Genomic DNA, 21,279 nt, shown 5'->3' with positions numbered 1-21,279 from the left:
GGCCTGGGCGCGGCTGGCAGCACCGCGCCCAGGCCGGCCCGACAGTACCCCACAGGCCGGTGGCATTGGCCTGGCGGGCTGGCGCCCATGTAGAATTGCGGCCATTCAAGGAGAATCCCCATGAGTCGCATCAGCCTCACCCGCTACCTGGTCGAGGAGCAGCGCAAGCACAACACGATCGAGCCCGAACTGCGGCTCCTGATCGAAGTCGTGGCGCGCGCCTGCAAGGCCATTTCCAACTCCGTCAGCAAGGGCGCCCTCGCCGGCATCCTCGGCTCGGCCGGCACCGGCAACGTGCAAGGCGAGACCCAGCAAAAGCTGGATGTGATCGCCAACGAAGTCCTGCTCGACGCCAATGAGTGGGGCGGCCACCTCGCCGCCATGGCGTCCGAGGAAATGGACAGCTTCTACGAGATCCCGAACCGCTATCCCAAGGGCGAATACCTGCTGCTGTTCGATCCGCTTGACGGCTCGTCCAACATCGACGTGAACGTGTCGATCGGCACCATCTTCTCGGTACTGCACATGCCCAAGCCGGGCCAGACCGTGACCGAGGCCGACTTCATGCAGCCCGGCAGCCGCCAGGTCGCCGCCGGCTACGCCGTGTACGGCCCGCAGACCACGCTGGTGCTGACGGTCGGCAACGGCGTGCACATGTTCACGCTGGACCGCGAAGCCGGCAGCTTTGTGCTGACGCAATCCGACGTGATGATCCCGGAAGACACCAAGGAATTCGCGATCAACATGTCCAACATGCGCCACTGGGCCCCGCCCGTGCGCCGCTATATCGACGAATGCCTGGCCGGCGACGAAGGCCCGCGCGGCAAGAACTTCAATATGCGCTGGATCGCCTCGATGGTGGCCGACGTACACCGCATCCTCACGCGCGGCGGCATCTTCATGTACCCGTGGGACAAGCGCGAGCCGGAAAAACCCGGCAAGCTGCGCCTGATGTACGAAGCCAATCCCATGGCGATGCTGGTCGAGCAAGCCGGCGGCGCGGCCACCAACGGCCATGAGCGCATTCTCAACATCCAGCCGGAAAAGCTGCACCAGCGCGTGTCGGTGATCCTCGGCTCGAAGAACGAAGTGGAACGCGCAACCCGCTACCACCAGGAAGAGAAAGCGGCCGGCTGATTGCGGGCAGCTTCATCGATCCGACGAAAAAGGGACGCCACGGCGTCCCTTTTTTCATTGCGACTATTACGTCTATTACATCTATTACATCTATTGCATCTATTGCATCTATTGCATCTATTGCGCCCGTGCGGCAACTTTGCGCGATGGCCAGGGCGTAGCGGACGCGCCCAGGACCGGCTTGCCAAGCAGGGGCGTCGACAACGCGTAGGCACCGTTCTCGGTGAAGGCCCAGATGATATTGCGGTCGTACTCCGTGTAGATCGCGAACACGCCTTTGCCGAGCGTGTAATTCGGCAATTCCGTCTCATCCGCCAGCGCAGGCACGAAATAGCCCGCGATCGTCGCCTTTTCCGGATGGCTGACATCAAAGATCTGCACGCCAGCATTGTAGAAAGAATAGGGAACGATGCCTTGACGCCATTGGCCGGGCTGGCCGATGGAGTTCGCGCGCTTCGGGCCGAAATTGCCGCCACGCTGGCAGAAGCTCGTGAATGACGCCCCTTGCGGCACCTTCGGCTGCGGCAGTTTTCCGGCCACCTTCAAGTGCGACGGATCGCGCGCGTCGATGACGAAAATGTCCTTGTATGGCTCATAGCAATCGCGGTTCATCGGATAGCCGCCGGTCAGGACATAGCCCGTGCGCGCGTACTGGCTGACATCGGCGTTGTCATACTCGGTACCAGCGAAGCTGGGCGGCGTATTGACGTTGCCGAGCACCTTTGGCTTTGCCGGGTCGGAAAGGTCGAACGAATAGAGACCGAGGCCACCCATCGCGCCAAAGCCGATCTTGCCACCGTCCTCCAATGGCTTGGGCAGGAAGATTGGAATGCGCGCTCCCATCCACGAGGTACGGTTGCCGGCCCGTTGATTCATCAGGTAAGCCTGCTCATGGGCTTCATTGCCGAGGATCTGCCCCGGCACCGAGATCTGGGAAACAAAGGTCGGATTCGCGGGATCGGACATGTCCCAGACCTGATAACCGGGCGAGTAAAGATAATTGGGATACTCGGTCAGGCCGTACGTGTCATCCGGCGCCGACGCCAGGATCATGTACTTGCCGCCATGGTATTCAGGCGAATCCAGCGACCCGGACCCCTGCTGTTGCCCGATCGGCGCATCGGGGTGCTTGTAGTCGGTGGTGCGGGTTGCCAGCAGCCGCCACTGGCTTGGCAGCGGACCATCCATGGCAAAGACCTTGAACCCTTTCAGCGAATTGTAGCGACGCTGCGCCGCGACCTGGTCCGGCTGCTGGGTCTTGTCAGTCATCAGGCCATAGCGTCCAATCTCAAACGACGCGACGAGCACCGGCTTGCCCAATGTCTTGCTCCAGGCAATGGTCGCGCCGCCCAGGTAGTCGTCGACGTTGCGCGGATCGTATTTCTCGCTCGACCCTTTCGGTCCCCAGACACCGCCCTTGGAATAGACCACCTTGCCATGGGCGGGATCGGTGATGTCCATGATCCGCAGATAGTCCCGGTCATGAATATAGAGGTAACGGCGCCCCTCGAAGTCGGCGATGTTGTTCCAGGCATGGAAGGGTGAGCCAACGGCAGGATAGAAGGCCAGGACCTCCACGTTCTTGGCAAAGCTCTTCTTGTCCCATGTGGTCATTTCACCGGGGAAGCGCTGGCCCTGGTGCACTTCGGGCGTCGCTTTCGGCCAGACGAACTGTCCGGTGGCCGGATCCATCCCGTAGTCGACACCGGGCTTGAGCGGCGCGGGCGAGCGATCGGGTGTCAGCCGCAGCCAGGCGGCGAGATAGGGATCCTGAACATTGGGCGTGCCCGGTGTTGCCGGCGTTCCCTGCGTTGCGGAGGCCCCAGGCGCCGCCGTAGCCGGCACGGTGTCCGCGTTTGCGCAGGCCATCATGAAGATGGCTGCCGAAGCTGTACCTGTTGCCAGGACTGATCTGAACGTTCTGATTCGAAGCATGGCTTCCTCCTTTTGTATCAACAATTTCCTCGCCCGCCGCGGTCTGCGCGCATCGCAGGGCGCACCCCGGCGGACTGCGGCACGGTCCTGGCCACCCTGTCCAGGCCGGGCGCTCAAAACGCGTGGCGAATGCCGATGGCCACGCCGGACGGGTTCTGCTGGCTGGTAGGCGAGGCCGAGAACGTGACCGGATAGCGGATCGGGCTGTCATGCTTGTGCTGCACGTGGGCGTACGTGGCGTAGATCTCGCTGCGCTTGGACAGGCTGTAGATGTAGCCCAGCACGAAGCCGTTGGCGTCCGACAGCTTGGTGTTGTTGTCGTCCTTGCGATGGACGAAGCTGGCGTAGAAACGGTTCGACGGGTTGAGCCTGTAGCGCGCGCCGATCTGGATATCCCAGCCTTTGGACTGGAAGTCCGCATAGGGCGGATACGCGTAGTAGCCGTTGTAGGTGTGGTAAACCAGCGTCGGCTCGAAATCGCCGAACTTGTAGGCCAGCGAGGCGTAGTTGTCGCGCGCCGAAGGCACGCTGCCGGCGTTGTTGATATTGCGCGTGTAGCGCAGGTCGCTGACGAAGCCCGCGTAGAGCTTGTCGTCGCGGTACTCGATGCCGGTACTGAGGTAGCGGCCGGCGCGAGTGGTGTCCTCCAGGCCGGTGGTCACCATGAAGCGCCCCATGAAGCCGTAGAAACGCGGCGTGTTGTACTGGATCGCATTGTCAACGCGGTAGGCCGCGTAGAAGAACTGCATGTTGCTGACCATGCTGTAGTCGGCCGAAAAGCTCGGGTCGGCATAGCCGGCGATCCAGTATGACGGCGTGTTCTGGCGGCCCATGGTCAGCACGCCGAAATTATTGCTGTGCAGCCCGACGAATGACTGGCGCGCCTGCGCCGCCGCCGTGCCGGTATCGGCCGAGAATTGCGGCTCGTAGGTGAAGATGGCCTTCAGGTCGCTGCTGAGCACTTCCTGCCCGCTGAAGTTGATTCGCGACGAGCTCAATTGGCCGCTGGACACGCGATACACCGAGCCCCCCTTGCCCGACTGCGCGAGGCGCTCCACGCTGATGTCGACGAAGCCTGACAGCCGGACCCAGGACTCCTCGGCACAGACCTGCGCGCCCCCCATCGCCAGCGCGCAGGACACCACGGCCCGGGCATACGACACCTTGTCAGCTCTTCTCATTTCCTCTCCTCTTCCTCTTTTGTGGTTGGCCGTCGCGCTGCACTTGCCTATGTGCATGCGTGCATGCGCGCTGGCTGCACCGGCTGGCTCTTGCCGGTGCCCTGGTCATGCGCGACCCGCTTGTTCGGGGCCTTTCTTGCGCAGTGTTCAGCCGCAGTATGGAGAGGGCTGGCATGCGGCGAAAATGAAATATTCCGCCTCCGGGATGCCGTAAATTTATGGCCGGAAACTGCGGAACGAGCGCCTCCGCACCGCCCTCATGCGATGAGAAAACAGCCTCGTTTACGCTGAAAAAACGACGTTACGCCGGCGCACTCCGGCGAGTGCGAATGACACTCGCCCGGGTCCGGCGCAAACGCTGATCTGCCGGCTTGCTCCCCTGCCTGCTTCGCCCTCTCCTTTCTCTTTCCTCTCTTTCTTTTCTCTTCTCACGTGCCACAGCCCTGCCCACAGCCATGCCGCCGTCATCGCGTCGATAGCGCCACGCGCGAACTATGCGCCTCACGGCACACTTTTATCTCTTTTGCACTCACTTTCCACTAAGTGTATACATATATTACGGTATGTTTACAAACGGATAGTATTTGTACCTCAACAATAAGGAGACACCATGACCACGCCCTGCCCTGGCCGGCGCGCCGCGCGCGCCATCTCTCGTTTCGCCGCCCTGCCCGCGCTGGCCGCCCTTGCCGGTGCGTTTCCCGAGCTCGCCCGGGCACAGAGCGACAGCGTGCAGATCTACGGCTTCATCAAGGAAAACGTGGAACAGGTGCGGCTCTCGGGCAACGGCCGTACCGCTTCGGTGTCGCGCCTGTCGAACGATCTGTCAGTGCTGGGTTTTCGCGGCCGCGAGTCGCTCGGCGGCGGGCTGGAGGCCTTCTTCCAGATCGAGACCAACCTGCGCATGGATGGCACCGGCACGTCGCAGATCGGTGACCGCAATACCGGCGTAGGCTTGCGCAGCCCGTGGGGCCAGATCCTGATGGGGCAGTGGGAAATGCCGCTGCGCTACGTCTCCGTGTACAAGGTGGACCCGTTTACCGCGGGCATCTTTGCCTCGAACTCCATCATGGGCAACGGCTTCACCACGGGCGCCAACGGCGCCGCGCCGGAATCGTTCGACCGTCGCCAGAAAAACCTGGTGCAATACAGCACGCCACACTGGGGCGGTGTCTCCGGACGGCTGGCCCTGTCGATGCCCGAGGACCGCACCCCCACCACCAACCCGATCGCCTGGTCCGGCCTGCTGTCCTATGAGGACAAGAGCTGGTATGTGGCGTGGGGGCACGAATATCACGGCGACTACTTCTACAACGGCTCGCGCGACCACGCGGACCGGCTCGGCGTGGTGTACGCCTTTGGCTGCACCAAGCTGCGCGGCGCCTACGAACGGCTCTCCTACGAACCGGCGCCGGGCCAATCCGTGCGGCGCGATGCGTGGCAGGTCGCGGCCACGCATGCCATCGGCGCGCATGAGTTCCGCGCGTCGTACACCTCGGGCGGCAACGCCCACGGCAGCAGCACGGCGGCGGTAGGCGGCATCGGCCTGCCGGGCACGGCTTCCGGCGCCTGGCAGGTTTCGCTGGGCTACGGGTACACGCTGTCGAAGCGGACCGAACTGTGGGCGGCATGGACGCGCCTGGTGAACCACGCGACGGCGCGCTACAACCTCTCCGGCAATTCTGTGCCCGGCCTGAAACCAGGCGACTCCGCCACCGGCGTGGGGCTGGGGATCACGCATAAGTTCTGAGGCAAGGCCGCGCACGGCCGTCTTGCATAAAGAAAGGGCGCACGATGCGGTGCGCCCTTTCTGCTGCCCTTTCTGCTGCCTTTGGTGCTGGCCTGGATGTGCCTAGTTGCGCTTGGCCGCACCGTCGGCGCGCTGCGCCTCGATCAGCTCCATCACATTGAGCGTGAGGCGCGTCGTGTGGCTGCGCATCGCCAGGTAGGCCTCCTCCGGCTGGCCCGCGAGAATCGCCTCGACGATCTTCTGGTGCTCCCGGTGCGAGGTCTCGAAGCGGCGCTCCACGCCGGACTGCGCGGCACGAAACGGTGCCAGCCGGTCGCGCAGGTTCTCGACCGCGGCCATCAGCGTCTCGTTCTGCGTGCCCTGGCAGATCAGTTGGTGGAAGCGGTGGTTGAGCTCCAGGTACGCCTGCACATCGCGGCGCTCGCCCACGGCCTCGGTCTGCTCGTGCAGCAGCTCCAGCTGGCGGCGCTGCATGGCGCTCATGCGCTGCGTGGCGATGCGGCAGCACAGCGACTCCAGCTCGCACAGCGCCTCCAGCATATCGGCCAGCTGCGCGGCGCCCACATTGGCCACCACGCCGCCGCGCCGCGGCACGAGCTCGATCAGCCCGCGCGCGTCCAGCAGGCGCAGCGCCTCGCGCACCGGCGTGCGCGACACCTGGAAGCGCTCCGCCAGCGCGGGTTCCTCGAGCCTCTCGCCGGGGGGCAAGGTGCCAGCGATGATTTCATCGGCAAGCTTCTGGCTGATTTGGGCGGCAATGGTGGTCACTGTTGTCCTTGTGTCCTGGTCCTTGATCGAAGCGTTCGGCATGGCAAGCCCCCGGTTTGGGGCATCGCAAAGCAGCCATTGCCCCGGATATGGGCGCAATTATACGCGGCGCACCCTTCACCTTATCAAGGCGCACCAAAAATGTTCTCGATCACATCTATTGAATACACTTTTCATTGCGTGTATACATATTGACTAACGGCAATGACGCCGTGCCGATAATCAATCGCCAAACGAGGAGCACAAACATGACCAGCAAACTGCGCCACATCGCCCTGTCCGTCCCCGATCCCTGGGCCGCGGCCGAGTTCTACCAAAAGGCATTCGGCTTTCGCAAAGTCGGCGAGACCGACTCCTCGCTCGCGCGCGGCGTCTACCTGACGGACGGGACCATGAGCATTGCGCTGTTGAACTACAAAAGCGACGAGGCGGCCGGAGAGGAGCGCGGCAAGGACTTCATCGGCCTGCACCACATCGGCGTGTGGGTCGACGACATCGCCCAGGCGCGCAAGACCGTGGAAGAAGCGGGCGGCCGCTATTACATGGGCGAAGTGCCGGTCAAGGGCAACATCTTCTACGAGGTGAAGTACCGCGACCCGCATGACATCATTATCGACCTGACCGATCACGGCTGGGGCGGCGCGTCCAAGGAAGGCAGCGGCGGCGACGCCGGCCCGGCGCTGCGCAACCCGGACCTCAAGGCGGATCGCGAAGGCCTGTAAGCGCCTCGCCGCAACCTTCGACGTTTGCGTCCCCGCGCCGCGGGGACGCGTTCAGGCTGACAATGCCACCGGATGTACCGGCTCGCCTCGCAGGAACCATCCATCCAGATTGCCCGCCAGCGCCGTGTGCTGCGCCACCCGTGTTTCGGGGGAGCGGCCGGCCAGGTGCGGCGTCAGAATGACCTGGTCCATCTCACGCAAGGCCGCCGGCACCAATGGCTCCGTCTCGATGACATCGAGCGCGGCACCGGCGATTTCCCCGCGCGCCAGCGCGTCGACCAGCGCTACCGTATCCACCACGCTGCCGCGCGCCACGTTCACCAGCAGGCCGCGCGGCCCCAGCGCGCGCAGCACCGCTGCGTCGACCAGATGATGCGTGGCCGCGCCGCCCGGACAGGTCAGCGCGAGCACATCGCTTGCGGCCGCCAACGCGATCGGATCGGCATACGGCGTGTAGTCCCCTGCGGCCGGCGCGCTGCGCCGCAGGTAGGCCACCTGCATGCCCATGGCCTGCGCCAGCACGGCCAGCTTGCCGCCGATATTGCCCAGCCCGACGATGCCCAGCGTCTTGCCGCGCACGCCCGGGCGCGGCGCGCGCAGGCTTTCCCACTGGCCTGACTTGACGCCACGATCGAGCGCGGCAATCCCGCGCGACAGCGCCAGCATCAGGGTGAGCGCGTGGTCGGCCACTACCTGGCTATTGGTGTCGGGGGCATGGCACACGCGCACGCCGCGCGCCCTTGCCGCGGCCAGGTCGATGTTCTCGTAGCCAGCACCGAAACTCGCCACCAGCTCCAGCGCCGGCAGCGCCGCCAGCTCCGCGGCCGACAAGCCGGTCGAGCCGTTGGTCAGCACGGCGCGCGCGCCGGCACGCGCACCATCGTCGGCCTCGCTCCACGCCATGAAGCGATAGCGCGGCGCCTGCGCCGCCAGCCACGCGGCGTCCAGCGCCAGCCGCGTCAACACCAGTACCTGCTGTTTGCCATGCAATCCGCTAGCCATCTTCCTTTCTCCTCCGTCATCGAATCCGCCTGGAAGCGGTGTTGAACAAAATTATCACGAAGGCGTTGACGTGTATACACATAACACTTAAAGTATTCACATAGACGAAATTGCATGGCAATGAAAAACGATGCATTCCGTCACCCTGAACACAAATGACAAGGAGACAAGGTGAACTGGCACAGCCTCGCAACCTACGAACTCGCCGGCAACAAGCGCGCCGGCCTGGTAGTCGCAGATACCCTGTATGACCTGGCCGCGCTTGGACGTGCGTGCGAGGTCGATCCCGCCAGCCTGCTCGGCGACATGAACCAGGTGTTTGCCCAGTGGGCACAACACGCACCATTGCTGGCCGACATGGCCAGCCGCGCGGCACAACTGGCAACCAGCGGCAAGCTCGCCGCCGTGGATGCGGCCGCCACCTACGCCGTGCCCTACCAGCCGGGCCGCATCTTTGGCGTGGCGTCGAACTTCTACGACCACGCCGACGAGATGGGCACCAAGCTGGCAGCGCGCAGCGAGAGCCAGCCTTATGCCTTCATGAAGGCGGAAACCAGCGTGATCCCCACCGGCGCGACCGTGCTGATGCCGCCGGAAACGGCCAGGCTCGACTGGGAAGTGGAACTTGGCGTGGTGATCGGCCAGCGCTGCCGCCACGTTTCGGTGGAAGACGCGCTATCGGTCATCGCCGGCTATACCGTGTTCAACGACATCAGCGCGCGCGACCTCAACCGCCGCACCGACTATCCCTTCACCCACGACTGGTTCCGCGGCAAGAGCTTCGATACCTTCGGCCCCATGGGCCCGTGGGTGGTGCCGGCGGGCTGCATCGCCGACCCGCAGAACCTGCGCATGTCGCTAACCGTGAACGGTGAAACCATGCAGGACGGCAATACCTCCCAAATGATCTTCTCCGTGGCCGAGCAGATCGCCTACCTGTCACGCATCCTGACGCTGCAGCCGGGTGACCTGATCGCCACCGGCACGCCGGATGGCGTCGGCATGGGGCGCGGCGTGTTCCTGAAACCCGGCGACAACATGGTGGCCTGGGTCGAAGGCATTGGCTCGATCGAGAACGCAGTGGCGCTAGAGGCGCTGGCGGCGCGTTGAACACCACCGCCGTGGCAATGCGCGCGCGGCGCAGGCACACTGCGCCCACACGCATCGCCACGGCGACCTGGAGGAGACTGGCATGAACCCGATACGTACCCGCAAGCTGGGCCACCTGGTGCTGATGGTGCGCGACCTGGAACGATCCACCCGCTTCTATACGGAAGTGATGGGCCTCAAGGTCTCGGACCGCATCGCCGACCAGATGGTGTTCCTGCGCGCCGGCGAGGACCACCACGACTTGGCGCTCTCGCGCCTGCCCGAGGACAGCGCCGAGCGCGACGACCTGCCGCGCTACACGCGCCCGGGCCTGGAGCATTTCTCCTACTACGTGGAGTCCCTGGACGAGATGAAGCGCGCGGTGGACGTGGCGCGCAGCCACGGCGTGGTGATCGAGCGCGGCATCGGCCAGCATGGGCCGGGCGGCAACTGGTTCCTGGTGTTCAAGGACCCGGACGGCAACAACGTCGAGATCTACACCGACATGGAGCGCATCGCCACCGGCACCGAACACGCGCCGCAAACCTGGGAACGCAACCTCGAATCCTTCGACCGCCATCGCCTGGCGCACTTCGTCGTGACCCCACCCGCCGCCATGCTCGCCGCCAAGCATGGCAAGCAACCGGCCAAGGACGAAGAGCAGCCCGCGGACCCGCAAGCCGGGAACGCGCCATGAGCCAGGGTGCCAGCCCGCCGGGTGGCCAGGGCCTGCCAGGCCTGTCGCCCGCGCAGCGCGATGCCATGCGCGCGCTGGGACGTGACTGGGCGCGCGATATCCAGGGCAACCGCAAGCAGGTCTGCGAGATCTATGACGCCGTCCACGCGGCACTGCCCGCCGATAGCGTACGGCGCGTGGACGGCCTGGCCTACGGCAGCGATCCCCGCCAGCAGCTCGATCTTTACCTGCCGCCCGATGCCACGCCGGCCAGCGCGCTGCCCGTGGTGGTGTTCGTGCACGGCGGCGCCTTCCTGCGTGGCAACAAGGACGCCAGCCCCTACATCTACGCCAACGTGCCGCGCCTGTTCGCACGGCTGGGCTATGTCGGCGTGAACCTGGAATACCGGCTTGCGCCGCAGGCGCCCTATCCCGCCGGCGCGCAGGATGTGGTGGCGGCGCTGGCATGGCTGCGCGCGTCGGTGGGCGCCTACGGCGGTGACGCGCGGCGCATCGTGCTAATCGGCCATTCGGCCGGCGGCAGCCACGTGGCCAGCGCATTGAGCGATCCGCTGTTCGATGGCGAGGCCGCGGGCGTAGCTGGCGCGGTGCTGGTCAGCGCGCGCCTGCAGGCCGACACGTTGCCGGACAATCCCAACGCCGGCGGCGTCATCGCCTACTACGGCGCGGACAGCGCGCAGCAACAGCAACGCGCGCCGATGGCGTTTGCGCAGCGGCTCGCGGTGCCGCTGATGGTGGTGTTCGCCGAGCATGAGAACCCCTACCTCGACCTCTACGCCCTGCAATACGCCGCGCGCGTCGCCGAGGCGCAGCGGCGCGCGCCGCGCGTGGTCCAGGTGCCGCACCACAACCATACCTCCGTGGTGGCGCATCTCGGCAGCGCGGATACCGCGCTGGCCGATGCGCTGAGCGACTTCATCGCATCCGTCGTCACGCAACGCGCCGCCTCGAAATAACAAACAGAAATAACAAACAACAAGACAGGAGACTTTCCCATGGCAGCAGACAAACTGCGCGGCGTGTTCGCGCCCGTGGTCACGCCATTCAATGACGATCTCTCGATCAACCTGCCGGCCTTCGTCGCGCACTGCCAGCGCCTTGTGGCCGACGGCGCCGGCGTGGCGATTTCCGGCACCAATAGCGAAGCCTGCTCGGAAACCTTCGAGGAGCGCATGGCGCTGGTCGATGCCGTGATCGATGCCGGCATCCCGGGTGAGCGCGTGCTGGTCGGCACCGGCTGCTGCGCCATTGGCGACGCAGTGGCGTTGACCCGCCATGCCATCGACCGCGGCTGCGCGGGCGTGCTGGTGCTGCCGCCGTTCTTCTTCAAGAACGTGCAGGAGGATGGCGTGTTCGCCTACTACCGCGAACTGATCCAGCGCGTGGACGATCCCGCGCTGCGCGTCGTGCTGTATCACATCCCCGCCATGTCGGGCGTGCCCATCACCTTGTCCTTGATCGAGCGGCTGGTGGCGGCTTTTCCCGCGCAGATCGCCGGCGTGAAGGACAGCAGCGGCGACTGGGACAACGTGGTGGCGATGCTGGAACGCTTCCCCACGCTGTCGATCTTCCCCGCCTCGGAAATCCTGATGCTGCGCAGCCTGGCGCTGGGCGCCGCCGGCTGCATCTCCGCCACCAACAACATCAACGCGCGCGATATCGCGCTGGCCTATGGCTCGGTGACCGAGGCCGCGCGCCTGAACGACAGCATCACCGCGGTGCGCAAGACCGCGGAGCGCTTCCCGATGGTGGCTGCCGTCAAGCACACCTTGTCGCTGCTGGCGGGCGATGCGGGCTGGCGCCATGTGCGCCCGCCGCTGGTGCCGCTCGCCGCCGATGCCGCCCTGCAGCTCTCGCTGGCCATGGCCAGCGCCATGCCGGCACTGCGCGGCATGGCGCAGCCGGCATGAACGCGCCGGTGCGGCAGGATCCGCCACCGCTGGCGCGCTACACGGCCAGCCGCCGCGCCGGGCGGCATGTACATGTCAGCGGCATGAGCGCGCGCACGGCCGATGGCTGCGCCGGCGTCAGCATGGCCGCCGACGGCACGCGCGTGTACGACGTTGCCGCGCAGACGGACTGCGTGCTGGGCAAGATCGAGCGCGCGCTCGCCAGCGAGGGACTGGGCCTGGCCGATTGCGTGGCCATGACCTGCTACCTCATCGACATGGCCGACTACGACACCTTCAACGCCGCCTACGCGCGCCACTTCCCCGCCGCCGTGCCCACGCGCACATGCCTGGCGGTGGCCGCGCTGCCCCACCCCGACATGCGCGTGGAGATCACCGCCACCGCATGGCGCGCAGAGGAGGCCGCATGATCGACACCGCCACGCTCGACACCCTGTTCATGGCGGCCCGCAGCCACAACGGCTGGCTTGAGGGCAACATCGACGACGCCACGCTGGAGCGCCTGTACGCGCTCGTGCGGCAAGGCCCGACCAGCGCCAACTGCTGCCCGATGCGGCTGGTGTTCGCGCGCTCGCCCGAGGCCAAGGCCAAGCTCTTGCCGGCGCTCGCGCCCGCCAATGTGGACAAGGTCATGCAGGCGCCGGTCACCGCCATCGTCGCCTACGACACGCAGTTCCATGCGCTGGCCGAAGCCCTGTTCCCGCACCGCCCGGCGATGTACGAGATGTTCGCCGCCAACGCGGCCTTGTCGCAGGAGACCGCGATGCGCAACAGCTCCATGCAGGGCGGCTACCTGATCCTGGCTGCCCGCGCGCTGGGGCTGGACTGCGGGCCGCTCTCCGGCTTCGACGCCGGGGCCGTCAACCAGGCCTTCTTCCCCGATGGCCGCTGGCGCGTCAACTTCCTGTGCAACCTCGGCCGCGGCGACCCTGCGCGCCTGTTCCCACGGCTGCCCCGGCTCGCGTTTGGGCAGGCCTGCCGCATCGAGTAGATTTCCGAACACAATGCGCGCGGCGCTTCCCCCAGCGAAGAACGCCGGCAACCACCACGGAGGAGACACATGATGAAGACACACAGCGTCCACCGCACATGGACGCAACGGGCAGCAGGCGCGCTGCCAATCGCGCTGCCAATCGCGCCGCCAATCGCGCCGCCAACGCCAACCGCCAGCACGGCGAAAACATGCAAGCGCATCGCAGGCAAACTCGGCGGCCGCCTTGCCGCAAGCCTGGCACTGGCCTTCGCGGCGGCGCTGCCCGCGCTGGTCCACGCGCAGGAGCCCTGGCCCGCGCGTGCGGTCACCATCGTGGTGCCGTTCGCCCCCGGCGGCAATACCGACATGATTGCGCGCTTGCTGGCGGAGCGCCTGGGCAGGACCTTTGGCAAGCCCTTCGTGGTGGACAACCGCGGTGGCGCGGGCGGCCTGATCGCGGCGGAGTATGTCGCGCGTGCGCCGGCCGACGGCTATGTGCTGTTCATGTCGACGATGACGCAGATCGTCACCGCCCCGATGACCAACAAGATCCGCTACGACCCGGTGCGAGACTTCGTGCCTATCGTCAACGTCGGCGGCAACCCCTTCATCCTCGCCGCCAGCACCCGGCACAACTTCAAGACCGTGGCGGACCTGGTGCGCTATGGCAAGGAGAACCCCGGCAAGCTCAACGTAGGCCACGCCGGCAACGGCGGCCTGACCCAGCTCTCCGCGCTGCTGTTCCTGAGCCGCGCCGGCGTGCAGGCCACGATGGTGCCGTACCGCGGCGGCGCGCCGGCGCTGGCCGATGTGCTGGCCGGCCAGATCGACCTGTACAGCGCCAGCGTGTCCGAGGTGATGCCGTACGCGGGCACCGGCAAGCTCAGCCTGCTCGCCGTATCCAGCGACAAGCGCCTGCCGCAGCTGCCGTCGCTGCCCACCATCGCCGAGAGCTATCCCGGCCACCAGGTGGATACGTGGAACGGCCTGGTCGGCCCGTCGAAGATGCCGCCCGATATCGTGGACAAGATCGGCGCCGAGGCGAAGAAGATCATCGCCGAGCCGGAGTTCCGCGCGCACCTGGAGAAGGCCGGCATCATCCCGCTGGGTGAGACGCGCGAGGCATTCGCGCAGCGCATCAAGCGGGACCAGAAGAAGTGGAAGCCGGTGATCGAAGCGGCCGGCATCCAGCCGGAGTAAGCGACCAGCGGCGACAGGCACACCGGCGCGGCCCCGAGCCGCGCCGGCGGTAAACCTCAATATGGCGGCACCGGCGCCCACCCTATAATCGGCGCATGGTCTTCCGCCCCACCAGGCGGTCAAAGCAATGTGCCTCATGTCCAGCCGTCCCACCGTTACCTTGAGCGACGTGATGCTGCGCCGACTCAAGCTCAAGCCCCTGTTGATCTTCGATCGCGTGCTGCAGTCCGGCTCCATCGTGCGGGCAGCGCGTGAGCTGAGCCTGACCCAGCCCGCCGTCACCAAGGCGATCCAGGAACTGGAAGAAGACCTCGAAGTCCCCTTGTTCGAGCGCACCAACCGCGGCGTGGTGCCCACCAGCTACGGCCTGCTGCTGGGCGAGCGCGTGAAGTCGGTCATCGCCGAGCTGCGCTACCTCACCGACGAGCTCAACAGCTTCCGCTCGGGCGACACCGGCAACGTCATCGTCGGCACGCTGATCTCCGCCTCGGCGCGGCTGCTGCCGCGCACCATCGCGCTGATGAAGACGCGCCGCCCTGGCATCCTGGTAACGGTGCGCGAAGCCCCCACCGACCGCCTCTTCCCCGCCCTCGCCACCGGCGAGCTGGATCTGGTCATCGGCCGCCTGCCGGAGAGCGACCTGCCGCTTGCCCGCATGTTCGCGCTCACACACACCGCGCTGTACGACACCGCGATGTGCGTGGTGGTGGCCCGCGACAACCCGCTGGCCACCAGCGCCGGCCTGCGCCTGGCCGAACTGGCCGCGCATCCGTGGATCCTCCCGCTCAACGAATCTCCCGCGCGCCTGGCCGCCGAGCGCATGTTCCTCGACGCCGGCCTGCAGGTGCCCGCCAACCTGGTGGAGTCGCTCTCGCTGCTGACCAATATCGGGCTGATGCAGGATCTCGGTGCCATCGGCCTGATGGCGCGCGACGTGGCCGATCATTTTGTGCGCCTCGGGCTGCTGGCCATCCTCGACCTGGGCGATATCGGGCGCTTTGGCACCATCGGCTATTCGGTGCGCGCGGACCGCGCGCCGGCACCCGCCGCCGCGCATTTCATCGCCTGCCTGCGTGAAGCTGCCGCGCTGTCGCAAGAGCGCTGAGCGCCCCGAAGCCGGCCACCCTGGCCCCTTCCAGACATGCCATTTTGGAATACCTGGGGCCGTCTTCTTCATTATGCAAGGCCGGGGGGCGCTCCATATACTGGTCCTCGCTGCGCACCCTTCCCCCACCCCGCGCAGCACGGAGACCAACCCGTGCCCAAGCAAAACATTCCACTCATCCGGCACTACATCGACGGCGAGTTCGTCGCCAGCGCCGGCACTTTTCCCGACACCTGCCCGGTCGACGGCCACCTTGTCGCCAACGTGTGCGAAGCCGATGCGGCGCTCGTGGACCGCGCCGTGCAAGCCGCGCGGCGCGCGCTGCACGGCCCCTGGGGACAACTCGACGTACAACAGCGCGCCGCGCTGCTGCACCGCATCGCCGACGGCATCGAAGCTCGCTTCGACGCGTTCGTGGCCGCCGAGGTGGAAGACACCGGCCGCCCCGAGCACCAGGCCCGCACGCTGGACGTGGCGCGCGCCGTCACCAACTTCCGCACCTTCGCCGACCTCGCCAAGACCGCCGGCAACGAACTGTACGAGACGCCCACGGCGGATGGCGCGGGCGCGCTCAACTACACCGTGCGCAAGCCCGTGGGCGTGGTCGGCATCATCTCGCCGTGGAACCTGCCGCTGCTGCTGCTGACCTGGAAGGTGGCGCCCGCGCTCGCATGCGGCAACACCGTGGTGGCCAAGCCCTCGGAAGAGACCCCGGCCTCAGCCGCACTGCTGGCCGAGGTCATCCACGAGGCCGGCGTGCCGCCCGGCGTGTTCAACCTGCTGCACGGCTTCGGCGGCGGCTCCACCGGCGAGTTCCTCACCCGCCACGACGGTATCGACGCCATCACGTTCACGGGCGAGTCCAGGACTGGCAGCACCATCATGCGAGCGGTGGCCGACGGCGTGAAGGAAATCTCCTTCGAGCTCGGCGGCAAGAACGCCGCGGTTGTGTTCGCCGACGCCGATTTCGACGCCGCGGTGGCGGGCGTGCTGCGCTCGTCCTTTACCAACGCCGGCCAGGTTTGCCTGTGCTCCGAGCGCGTATTTGTCGAGCGGCCGATCTTCGATGCCTTCGTGGCGGCGCTCAAGGCGCGCACGCAAGCGCTCAAGCTCGGCTACCCCGGCGACGATGGCGTTGACATGGGCCCGTTGATCTCGCGCGGCCACCGCGACAAGGTGGAGTCGTATTTCCGCCTCGCGGTGGAAGAAGGCGCCACCGTGGTCTGCGGCGGCAAGGTGCCGGTGTTCGGCGATGCGCGCGACGAAGGCGCATACGTGACGCCCACCATCTGGACCGGCCTGCCCGACAGCGCGCGCTGCGTCACCGAGGAAATCTTCGGCCCGGTCTGCCATATCGCGCCGTTCGACAGCGAAGCCGAAGTCGTGGCCCGCGTCAACGACAGCGCCTACGGCCTGGCCTGCGCGCTGTGGACCACCAACCTGACGCGCGCCCACCGCGTAGCGCGCCAGGTGCGCGTGGGCCTGACCTGGGTCAACACCTGGTACCTGCGTGACCTGCGCACGCCCTTCGGCGGCGTCGGCCTCTCGGGCCTGGGCCGCGAAGGCGGCCGCCACTCGCTCGACTTCTATTCGGAAGTGGCGAACATCTGCATCAAGCTCTGAGCCATGACGAACGAGACCCGACAACCATCCAACGCCGGCGCCGCCATCCGCACGGCCGCCGACCTGCTGTGGCAGGCGCATGCCGGCCATGCGCCGTGCGCGCCGGTGCGCACGCTGATCGGCGAAACCGATCCGCAGGCCGCCTATCAGGTGCAGGAGATCAACACGCAGCGCTGGCTCGCCGCAGGCCGCCGCCTGGTGGGCCGCAAGATCGGCCTGACCTCGCGCGCCGTGCAACAGCAGCTGGGCGTGGGCGAGCCGGATTTCGGCATGCTGTTCGCCGACATGGCCGTGGCCGAGGGCGAGGAGATCGACCTGCGCCGCGTGCTGCAGCCCAAGATCGAAGCCGAGATCGCGCTGGTGCTGGCGCATCCGCTTGCGCATGAGCGCCACACCATCGCCGACCTGATCCGCGCTACCGCCTACGCCTTGCCCGCTGCGGAGATCGTCGGCAGCCGCGTGGCCAACTGGGATATCCGCCTGGCCGACACGATTGCCGACAACGCATCCAGCGGCCTGTTCGCGCTCGGCTCGCGCCCCGTCAAGCTGGCGGACCTGGACCTCATCGGCTGCGGCATGGTGATGGAGCGCCGTGGCGAACAGGTCTCGCTCGGCACCGGCGCCGCCTGCCTGGGCAATCCGCTGCACGCCGCATTGTGGCTGGCCGACACCATGGTGCGCGTGGGCCGTCCGCTGCAAGCCGGCGACATCGTCATGACCGGCGCGCTGGGCCCCATGGTGCCGGTTGCCGCCGGCGACGTCCTCGACCTGGAGATCGAAGGGCTGGGACGCCTGTCCACCCGCTTCGCCCCGGCCAGCAAGGAGCCCCGCGCATGAGCATGAGCAAGCCATCCCGCACGCGCCTGCGCGCAGCCATCATCGGCTCCGGCAATATCGGCACCGACCTGATGATCAAGATCCTGCGCCACGGCCGGCACCTGGAAGTCGGCGCCATGGTCGGCATCGACGCCGCCTCCGACGGCCTCGCCCGCGCGCAGCGCCTCGGCGTGCCCACCACGCATGAAGGTATCGAAGGGCTGCTTGGCATGCCCGGCTTCGCGGATATCCGCGTGGCCTTCGATGCCACTTCGGCCGGCGCCCATATGCATCACAACGCCGTGCTGCAGAAGCACGGCATCCAGGTAATCGACCTCACCCCGGCGGCAATCGGCCCCTATGTGGTGCCGGTGGTCAACCTGGACGCCCACCTCAACGCGCCCAATATCAATATGGTCACCTGCGGCGGGCAGGCCACGATCCCCATCGTGCGTGCCGTGTCGCAAGTGGCGCCGGTGCGCTACGCCGAAATTGTCGCGTCCATCGCCAGCCGCTCGGCCGGCCCGGGCACGCGTGCCAATATCGACGAGTTCACCGAGACCACCGCCAACGCGATCGTGGAAGTGGGCGGCGCCGCGCACGGCAAGGCCATCATCGTGCTGAACCCGGCGGAGCCGCCGCTGCTGATGCGCGACACGGTGTTCTGCCTGACCGCGGCCGATGCCGACCAGGACGCCGTCCGCGCCTCGGTCGAGCGCATGGTGGCGCAGGTGGCCGCCTATGTGCCCGGTTACCGGCTCAAGCAGCAAGTCCAGTTCGAGCGCGTCGACCCGGCGCGCCCGCTCACGCTGCCGGGCATCGGCCACCTGGCCGGCCTCAAGGTCTCGGTGTTCCTGGAGGTGGAAGGCGCCGCGCACTACCTGCCCGCCTACGCAGGCAATCTCGACATCATGACGTCCGCCGCGCTGGCCGCCGCCGAGCGCGTGGCCGAGCACAAGCTGGCACGTGCGCAAGGAGCAACCCAATGACCGCAGCACCACATCCCGCAGGCAAGGCCGTGAAGAAAGTCCATGTGTCGGACGTGACGCTGCGCGACGGCATGCACGCCATCCGCCATCAATACAGCCTGCCGCAAGCCGTGGCCATCGCCCGCGCGCTGGACGCCGCACGCGTGGACAGCATCGAGGTGGCCCACGGCGACGGCCTTAACGGCTCGAGCTTCAACTACGGCTTTGGCGCGCACACCGATCTCGAATGGATCGCCGCGGTGGCGGCGGAACTCAAGCACGCACGCGTGGCGACGCTGCTGCTGCCCGGCATCGGCACCATACACGACCTGCGCGCGGCCTACGACGCCGGCGCGCGTACCGTGCGCGTCGCCACCCACTGCACCGAGGCCGATATCTCGCGCCAGCATATCGAGTACGCGCGCAAGCTCGGCATGGATACCGTGGGCTTCCTGATGATGTCGCACATGACCACGCCGGCGGCGCTGGCGCAGCAGGCCAGGCTGATGGAATCCTACGGCGCCCAGTGCGTGTACGTGGTGGACTCCGGCGGCGCGCTGTCGATGCGCGACGTGGCCGAGCGCTTCGATGCGTTCAAGCAAGTGCTCGATCCCGCCACCGAGACCGGCATGCACGCTCACCACAACCTGTCGCTTGGCGTGGCCAATTCCATGGTGGCGCTGGAGCACGGCTGCGACCGCGTGGACGCCTCGCTCGCCGGCATGGGCGCGGGTGCGGGCAACGCACCGCTGGAGGTCTTCATCGCGGCGATCGACCGCGCGGGCATTGCGCACGGCACCGACCTCTACGCGCTGATGGACGCGGCGGACGACCTGGTTCGCCCGCTGCAGGACCGCCCCGTGCGCGTCGACCGCGAAACGCTGGCGCTTGGCTATGCCGGTGTGTACTCCAGCTTCCTGCGCCACGCCGAGGCTGCCTCCGCGCGCTACGGCATCGCCACCGTCGACATACTGGTCGAGCTCGGACGCCGCCGCATGGTCGGCGGACAGGAAGACATGATCGTGGACGTAGCGCTGGACCTGTTGCGCCAGCGCGATCCCGCCAATCCCGGCGCCCATCCCGGCGCCGCCCCCACCCACAACCCGATCGCGAGTGCCGCATGATTGCCGATCAGATTACCCAGTACGCCACCCGCCTCGACGACGCCGCGCGCCAGCGTGAAGCCATCGACCCGCTGGGCGGCGCCACGCCCTTTTCCATCGATGACGCCTATGCCATCCAGGCCGGCGCCATCGCGCTGCGCCACGCGCGCGGCGAGCAACCGATCGGCATCAAGCTCGGCTTCACCAGCCGCGCCAAGATGGTCCAGATGGGCGTGGACAGCCTCATCTGGGGCCAGCTCACCGATGCGATGCTGTGCGAGGAAGGCGCCGCGCTCGCGCTCGATGCCTTTATCCATCCGCGCATCGAGCCCGAGGTTTGCTTCCTGACATCACGCGATATCGCCGGCCCGCTCACCTTGCTCGATGCCGGCGGCTACATCGAGGCGGTAGCCCCGGCCATGGAGATCATCGACTCGCGTTATCGCAACTTCAAGTTCTCGCTGGCCGACGTGGTCGCCGACAACTGCTCGTCCGCCGCGCTGGTGGTGGGACCGTGGTCGCGCCCGGACTGCGCGCTGGCCAACCGCGGCGTGCAGCTCGAGATCGACGGCCGCCCGGCGCAGCTGGGCACTACCGCGGCCATCCTCGGCAACCCGCTGCGCGCGCTGGTGCAGGCCTCGCAACTGCTGGCGCGGGCCGGCATGGTGCTGCCGGCCGGCTCGCTGATCATGGCCGGCGCTGCCACCGCGGCCGAGCCGCTGCGTCCCGGCTGCCACGTGCGCACCCGCGTGAGCCGGCTGGGGCAAGTCGAACTGAGCACACGCTGACCACCGGAGACCACGCATGACTACGCTTTCCAAAGTCCTGACCGACAAGGCCACCCCGCGCGGCCGCTTCCCGCACGTGAAGCGGGCCGGCGACTTCCTGTTCGTCTCGGGCACCAGCTCGCGCCGCGCGGACAACAGCTTCGCCGGCGCCTGCGCCGACGCCATGGGCGTGACCGCGCTCGACATCCGCGAGCAGACCCGCGCCGTGATCCTCAATATCCGCGCGATCCTGCAAAGCGTCGACTGCGATCTGTCCGACCTGGTGGAGATCACCACCTTTCTCGTCAACATGAACGATTTCGGCGGCTACAACGAGGTCTACGGCGAGTACTTCGACTACGACGGCCCGACCCGCACCACCGTGGCCGTGCATCAGTTGCCGCACCCGCATCTGCTCATCGAGATCAAGGCCGTGGCCTACCGGCCGCAGCCGCGCTGATGCACTGATGCACTGATGCGCCGGCACGCCCGACATCGCAATCGCAACCTCACCCGCACAAGAGACTCGCGCC

21 protein-coding genes are annotated in these 21,279 nt (G+C 66.9%); 17 read left to right on the top strand and 4 right to left on the bottom strand.

Annotation, left to right across the window (positions count from 1 at the left end):
* Positions 1-120: 120 nt before the first annotated feature.
* Complete coding sequence (locus A9975_RS31240) at positions 121-1,137, top strand: class 1 fructose-bisphosphatase (protein WP_183036116.1); 1,017 nt, start codon at positions 121-123, stop codon at positions 1,135-1,137.
* A gap of 117 nt (positions 1,138-1,254) precedes the next feature.
* On the opposite strand, the gene A9975_RS31235 is transcribed toward A9975_RS31240, so the two are convergent.
* Positions 1,255-3,072 carry a hypothetical protein gene (locus tag A9975_RS31235; protein WP_183036115.1) on the bottom strand — a complete coding sequence of 606 codons (1,818 nt, stop codon included), beginning with the start codon at positions 3,070-3,072 and terminating at the stop codon, positions 1,255-1,257.
* Positions 3,073-3,185: 113 nt separating this feature from the next.
* Complete coding sequence (locus A9975_RS31230) at positions 3,186-4,253, bottom strand: porin (protein ID WP_255504131.1); 1,068 nt, start codon at positions 4,251-4,253, stop codon at positions 3,186-3,188.
* A 610-nt stretch (positions 4,254-4,863) separates the two neighbouring features.
* On the opposite strand from A9975_RS31230, the gene A9975_RS31225 reads away from it, so the two are divergent.
* Positions 4,864-6,003 carry a porin gene (locus A9975_RS31225; RefSeq protein WP_183036114.1) on the top strand — a complete coding sequence of 380 codons (1,140 nt, stop codon included), beginning with the start codon at positions 4,864-4,866 and terminating at the stop codon, positions 6,001-6,003.
* Between the two features lie 102 nt (positions 6,004-6,105).
* Here A9975_RS31225 and A9975_RS31220 read toward each other — a convergent pair whose 3' ends face one another.
* Positions 6,106-6,813, bottom strand: a complete 708-nt coding sequence (locus tag A9975_RS31220; protein ID WP_220810954.1) for a GntR family transcriptional regulator — start codon at positions 6,811-6,813, stop codon at positions 6,106-6,108.
* A 206-nt stretch (positions 6,814-7,019) separates the two neighbouring features.
* On the opposite strand from A9975_RS31220, the gene A9975_RS31215 reads away from it, so the two are divergent.
* Entirely contained in the window at positions 7,020-7,493 is a 474-nt protein-coding gene (locus A9975_RS31215; RefSeq protein ID WP_183036113.1) for a VOC family protein, read from the top strand.
* Positions 7,494-7,544: 51 nt separating this feature from the next.
* Here A9975_RS31215 and A9975_RS31210 read toward each other — a convergent pair whose 3' ends face one another.
* Positions 7,545-8,495, bottom strand: coding sequence for an NAD(P)-dependent oxidoreductase (locus A9975_RS31210; RefSeq protein WP_183036112.1), 951 nt, complete (start codon positions 8,493-8,495; stop codon positions 7,545-7,547).
* 171 nt (positions 8,496-8,666) lie between these two features.
* Here A9975_RS31210 and A9975_RS31205 point away from each other — a divergent pair, with 171 nt between their 5' ends.
* From A9975_RS31205 to A9975_RS31140, 14 genes are all read left to right on the top strand, one after another.
* Entirely contained in the window at positions 8,667-9,605 is a 939-nt protein-coding gene (locus A9975_RS31205) for a fumarylacetoacetate hydrolase family protein (RefSeq protein ID WP_183036111.1), read from the top strand.
* A gap of 82 nt (positions 9,606-9,687) precedes the next feature.
* The gene (locus A9975_RS31200; protein WP_183036110.1) at positions 9,688-10,281 is read left to right on the top strand and encodes a VOC family protein; all 594 of its coding nucleotides are present in this window, start codon (positions 9,688-9,690) and stop codon (positions 10,279-10,281) included.
* On the top strand, positions 10,278-11,237 hold the full coding sequence (locus A9975_RS31195; RefSeq protein WP_183036109.1) for an alpha/beta hydrolase: 960 nt from the start codon (positions 10,278-10,280) through the stop codon (positions 11,235-11,237). The genes A9975_RS31200 and A9975_RS31195 overlap by 4 nt, the downstream gene beginning before the upstream one ends.
* Positions 11,238-11,276: 39 nt before the next feature.
* Entirely contained in the window at positions 11,277-12,191 is a 915-nt protein-coding gene (locus A9975_RS31190) for a dihydrodipicolinate synthase family protein (protein WP_183036108.1), read from the top strand.
* Positions 12,188-12,601, top strand: coding sequence for a RidA family protein (locus A9975_RS31185; protein WP_183036107.1), 414 nt, complete (start codon positions 12,188-12,190; stop codon positions 12,599-12,601). Before A9975_RS31190 ends, A9975_RS31185 begins: the two co-directional genes overlap by 4 nt.
* The gene (locus A9975_RS31180; RefSeq protein ID WP_183036106.1) at positions 12,598-13,182 is read left to right on the top strand and encodes a malonic semialdehyde reductase; all 585 of its coding nucleotides are present in this window, start codon (positions 12,598-12,600) and stop codon (positions 13,180-13,182) included. The genes A9975_RS31185 and A9975_RS31180 overlap by 4 nt, the downstream gene beginning before the upstream one ends.
* Positions 13,183-13,251: 69 nt before the next feature.
* Positions 13,252-14,364, top strand: a complete 1,113-nt coding sequence (locus tag A9975_RS31175) for a tripartite tricarboxylate transporter substrate binding protein (RefSeq protein WP_255504130.1) — start codon at positions 13,252-13,254, stop codon at positions 14,362-14,364.
* Positions 14,365-14,500: 136 nt separating this feature from the next.
* Entirely contained in the window at positions 14,501-15,469 is a 969-nt protein-coding gene (locus tag A9975_RS31170) for a LysR substrate-binding domain-containing protein (protein ID WP_183036105.1), read from the top strand.
* 153 nt (positions 15,470-15,622) lie between these two features.
* A complete protein-coding gene (locus tag A9975_RS31165) occupies positions 15,623-17,092 on the top strand; it encodes a 2-hydroxymuconic semialdehyde dehydrogenase (protein WP_150986244.1) in 1,470 nt (489 codons plus the stop codon).
* Between the two features lie 3 nt (positions 17,093-17,095).
* On the top strand, positions 17,096-17,929 hold the full coding sequence (locus A9975_RS31160) for a 2-keto-4-pentenoate hydratase (RefSeq protein WP_183036104.1): 834 nt from the start codon (positions 17,096-17,098) through the stop codon (positions 17,927-17,929).
* 2 nt (positions 17,930-17,931) lie between these two features.
* Positions 17,932-18,897 carry an acetaldehyde dehydrogenase (acetylating) gene (locus A9975_RS31155; protein ID WP_183036136.1) on the top strand — a complete coding sequence of 322 codons (966 nt, stop codon included), beginning with the start codon at positions 17,932-17,934 and terminating at the stop codon, positions 18,895-18,897.
* Complete coding sequence (gene dmpG, locus A9975_RS31150; RefSeq protein WP_183036103.1) at positions 18,894-20,000, top strand: 4-hydroxy-2-oxovalerate aldolase; 1,107 nt, start codon at positions 18,894-18,896, stop codon at positions 19,998-20,000. Before A9975_RS31155 ends, dmpG begins: the two co-directional genes overlap by 4 nt.
* A complete protein-coding gene (locus A9975_RS31145) occupies positions 19,997-20,767 on the top strand; it encodes a 2-keto-4-pentenoate hydratase (protein WP_183036102.1) in 771 nt (256 codons plus the stop codon). The genes dmpG and A9975_RS31145 overlap by 4 nt, the downstream gene beginning before the upstream one ends.
* 16 nt (positions 20,768-20,783) lie before the next feature.
* A complete protein-coding gene (locus A9975_RS31140) occupies positions 20,784-21,206 on the top strand; it encodes a RidA family protein (RefSeq protein ID WP_183036101.1) in 423 nt (140 codons plus the stop codon).
* Positions 21,207-21,279 lie beyond the last annotated feature (73 nt).

It is taken from the genome of Cupriavidus sp. UME77 (assembly GCF_014170355.1).
Taxonomy (GTDB): Bacteria; Pseudomonadota; Gammaproteobacteria; order Burkholderiales; family Burkholderiaceae; genus Cupriavidus; species Cupriavidus basilensis.
Note: the sequence above shows the minus strand (reverse complement) of the source record. Positions and strands in the feature narration are given on the sequence as shown.

Excerpts from the sequence above, each read along its gene's own strand:
- A9975_RS31240 (WP_183036116.1), top strand. The coding sequence starts at position 121 with ATGAGTCGCATCAGCCTCACCCGCTACCTGGTCGAGGAGCAGCGCAAG.
- A9975_RS31235 (WP_183036115.1), bottom strand. The coding sequence starts at position 3,072 with ATGCTTCGAATCAGAACGTTCAGATCAGTCCTGGCAACAGGTACAGCT.
- A9975_RS31230 (WP_255504131.1), bottom strand. The coding sequence starts at position 4,253 with ATGAGAAGAGCTGACAAGGTGTCGTATGCCCGGGCCGTGGTGTCCTGC.
- A9975_RS31225 (WP_183036114.1), top strand. The coding sequence starts at position 4,864 with ATGACCACGCCCTGCCCTGGCCGGCGCGCCGCGCGCGCCATCTCTCGT.
- A9975_RS31220 (WP_220810954.1), bottom strand. The coding sequence starts at position 6,813 with ATGCCGAACGCTTCGATCAAGGACCAGGACACAAGGACAACAGTGACC.
- A9975_RS31215 (WP_183036113.1), top strand. The coding sequence starts at position 7,020 with ATGACCAGCAAACTGCGCCACATCGCCCTGTCCGTCCCCGATCCCTGG.
- A9975_RS31210 (WP_183036112.1), bottom strand. The coding sequence starts at position 8,495 with ATGGCTAGCGGATTGCATGGCAAACAGCAGGTACTGGTGTTGACGCGG.
- A9975_RS31200 (WP_183036110.1), top strand. The coding sequence starts at position 9,688 with ATGAACCCGATACGTACCCGCAAGCTGGGCCACCTGGTGCTGATGGTG.
- A9975_RS31195 (WP_183036109.1), top strand. The coding sequence starts at position 10,278 with ATGAGCCAGGGTGCCAGCCCGCCGGGTGGCCAGGGCCTGCCAGGCCTG.
- A9975_RS31190 (WP_183036108.1), top strand. The coding sequence starts at position 11,277 with ATGGCAGCAGACAAACTGCGCGGCGTGTTCGCGCCCGTGGTCACGCCA.
- A9975_RS31185 (WP_183036107.1), top strand. The coding sequence starts at position 12,188 with ATGAACGCGCCGGTGCGGCAGGATCCGCCACCGCTGGCGCGCTACACG.
- A9975_RS31180 (WP_183036106.1), top strand. The coding sequence starts at position 12,598 with ATGATCGACACCGCCACGCTCGACACCCTGTTCATGGCGGCCCGCAGC.
- A9975_RS31175 (WP_255504130.1), top strand. The coding sequence starts at position 13,252 with ATGATGAAGACACACAGCGTCCACCGCACATGGACGCAACGGGCAGCA.
- A9975_RS31170 (WP_183036105.1), top strand. The coding sequence starts at position 14,501 with ATGTCCAGCCGTCCCACCGTTACCTTGAGCGACGTGATGCTGCGCCGA.
- A9975_RS31160 (WP_183036104.1), top strand. The coding sequence starts at position 17,096 with ATGACGAACGAGACCCGACAACCATCCAACGCCGGCGCCGCCATCCGC.
- A9975_RS31155 (WP_183036136.1), top strand. The coding sequence starts at position 17,932 with ATGAGCAAGCCATCCCGCACGCGCCTGCGCGCAGCCATCATCGGCTCC.
- dmpG (WP_183036103.1), top strand. The coding sequence starts at position 18,894 with ATGACCGCAGCACCACATCCCGCAGGCAAGGCCGTGAAGAAAGTCCAT.
- A9975_RS31145 (WP_183036102.1), top strand. The coding sequence starts at position 19,997 with ATGATTGCCGATCAGATTACCCAGTACGCCACCCGCCTCGACGACGCC.
- A9975_RS31140 (WP_183036101.1), top strand. The coding sequence starts at position 20,784 with ATGACTACGCTTTCCAAAGTCCTGACCGACAAGGCCACCCCGCGCGGC.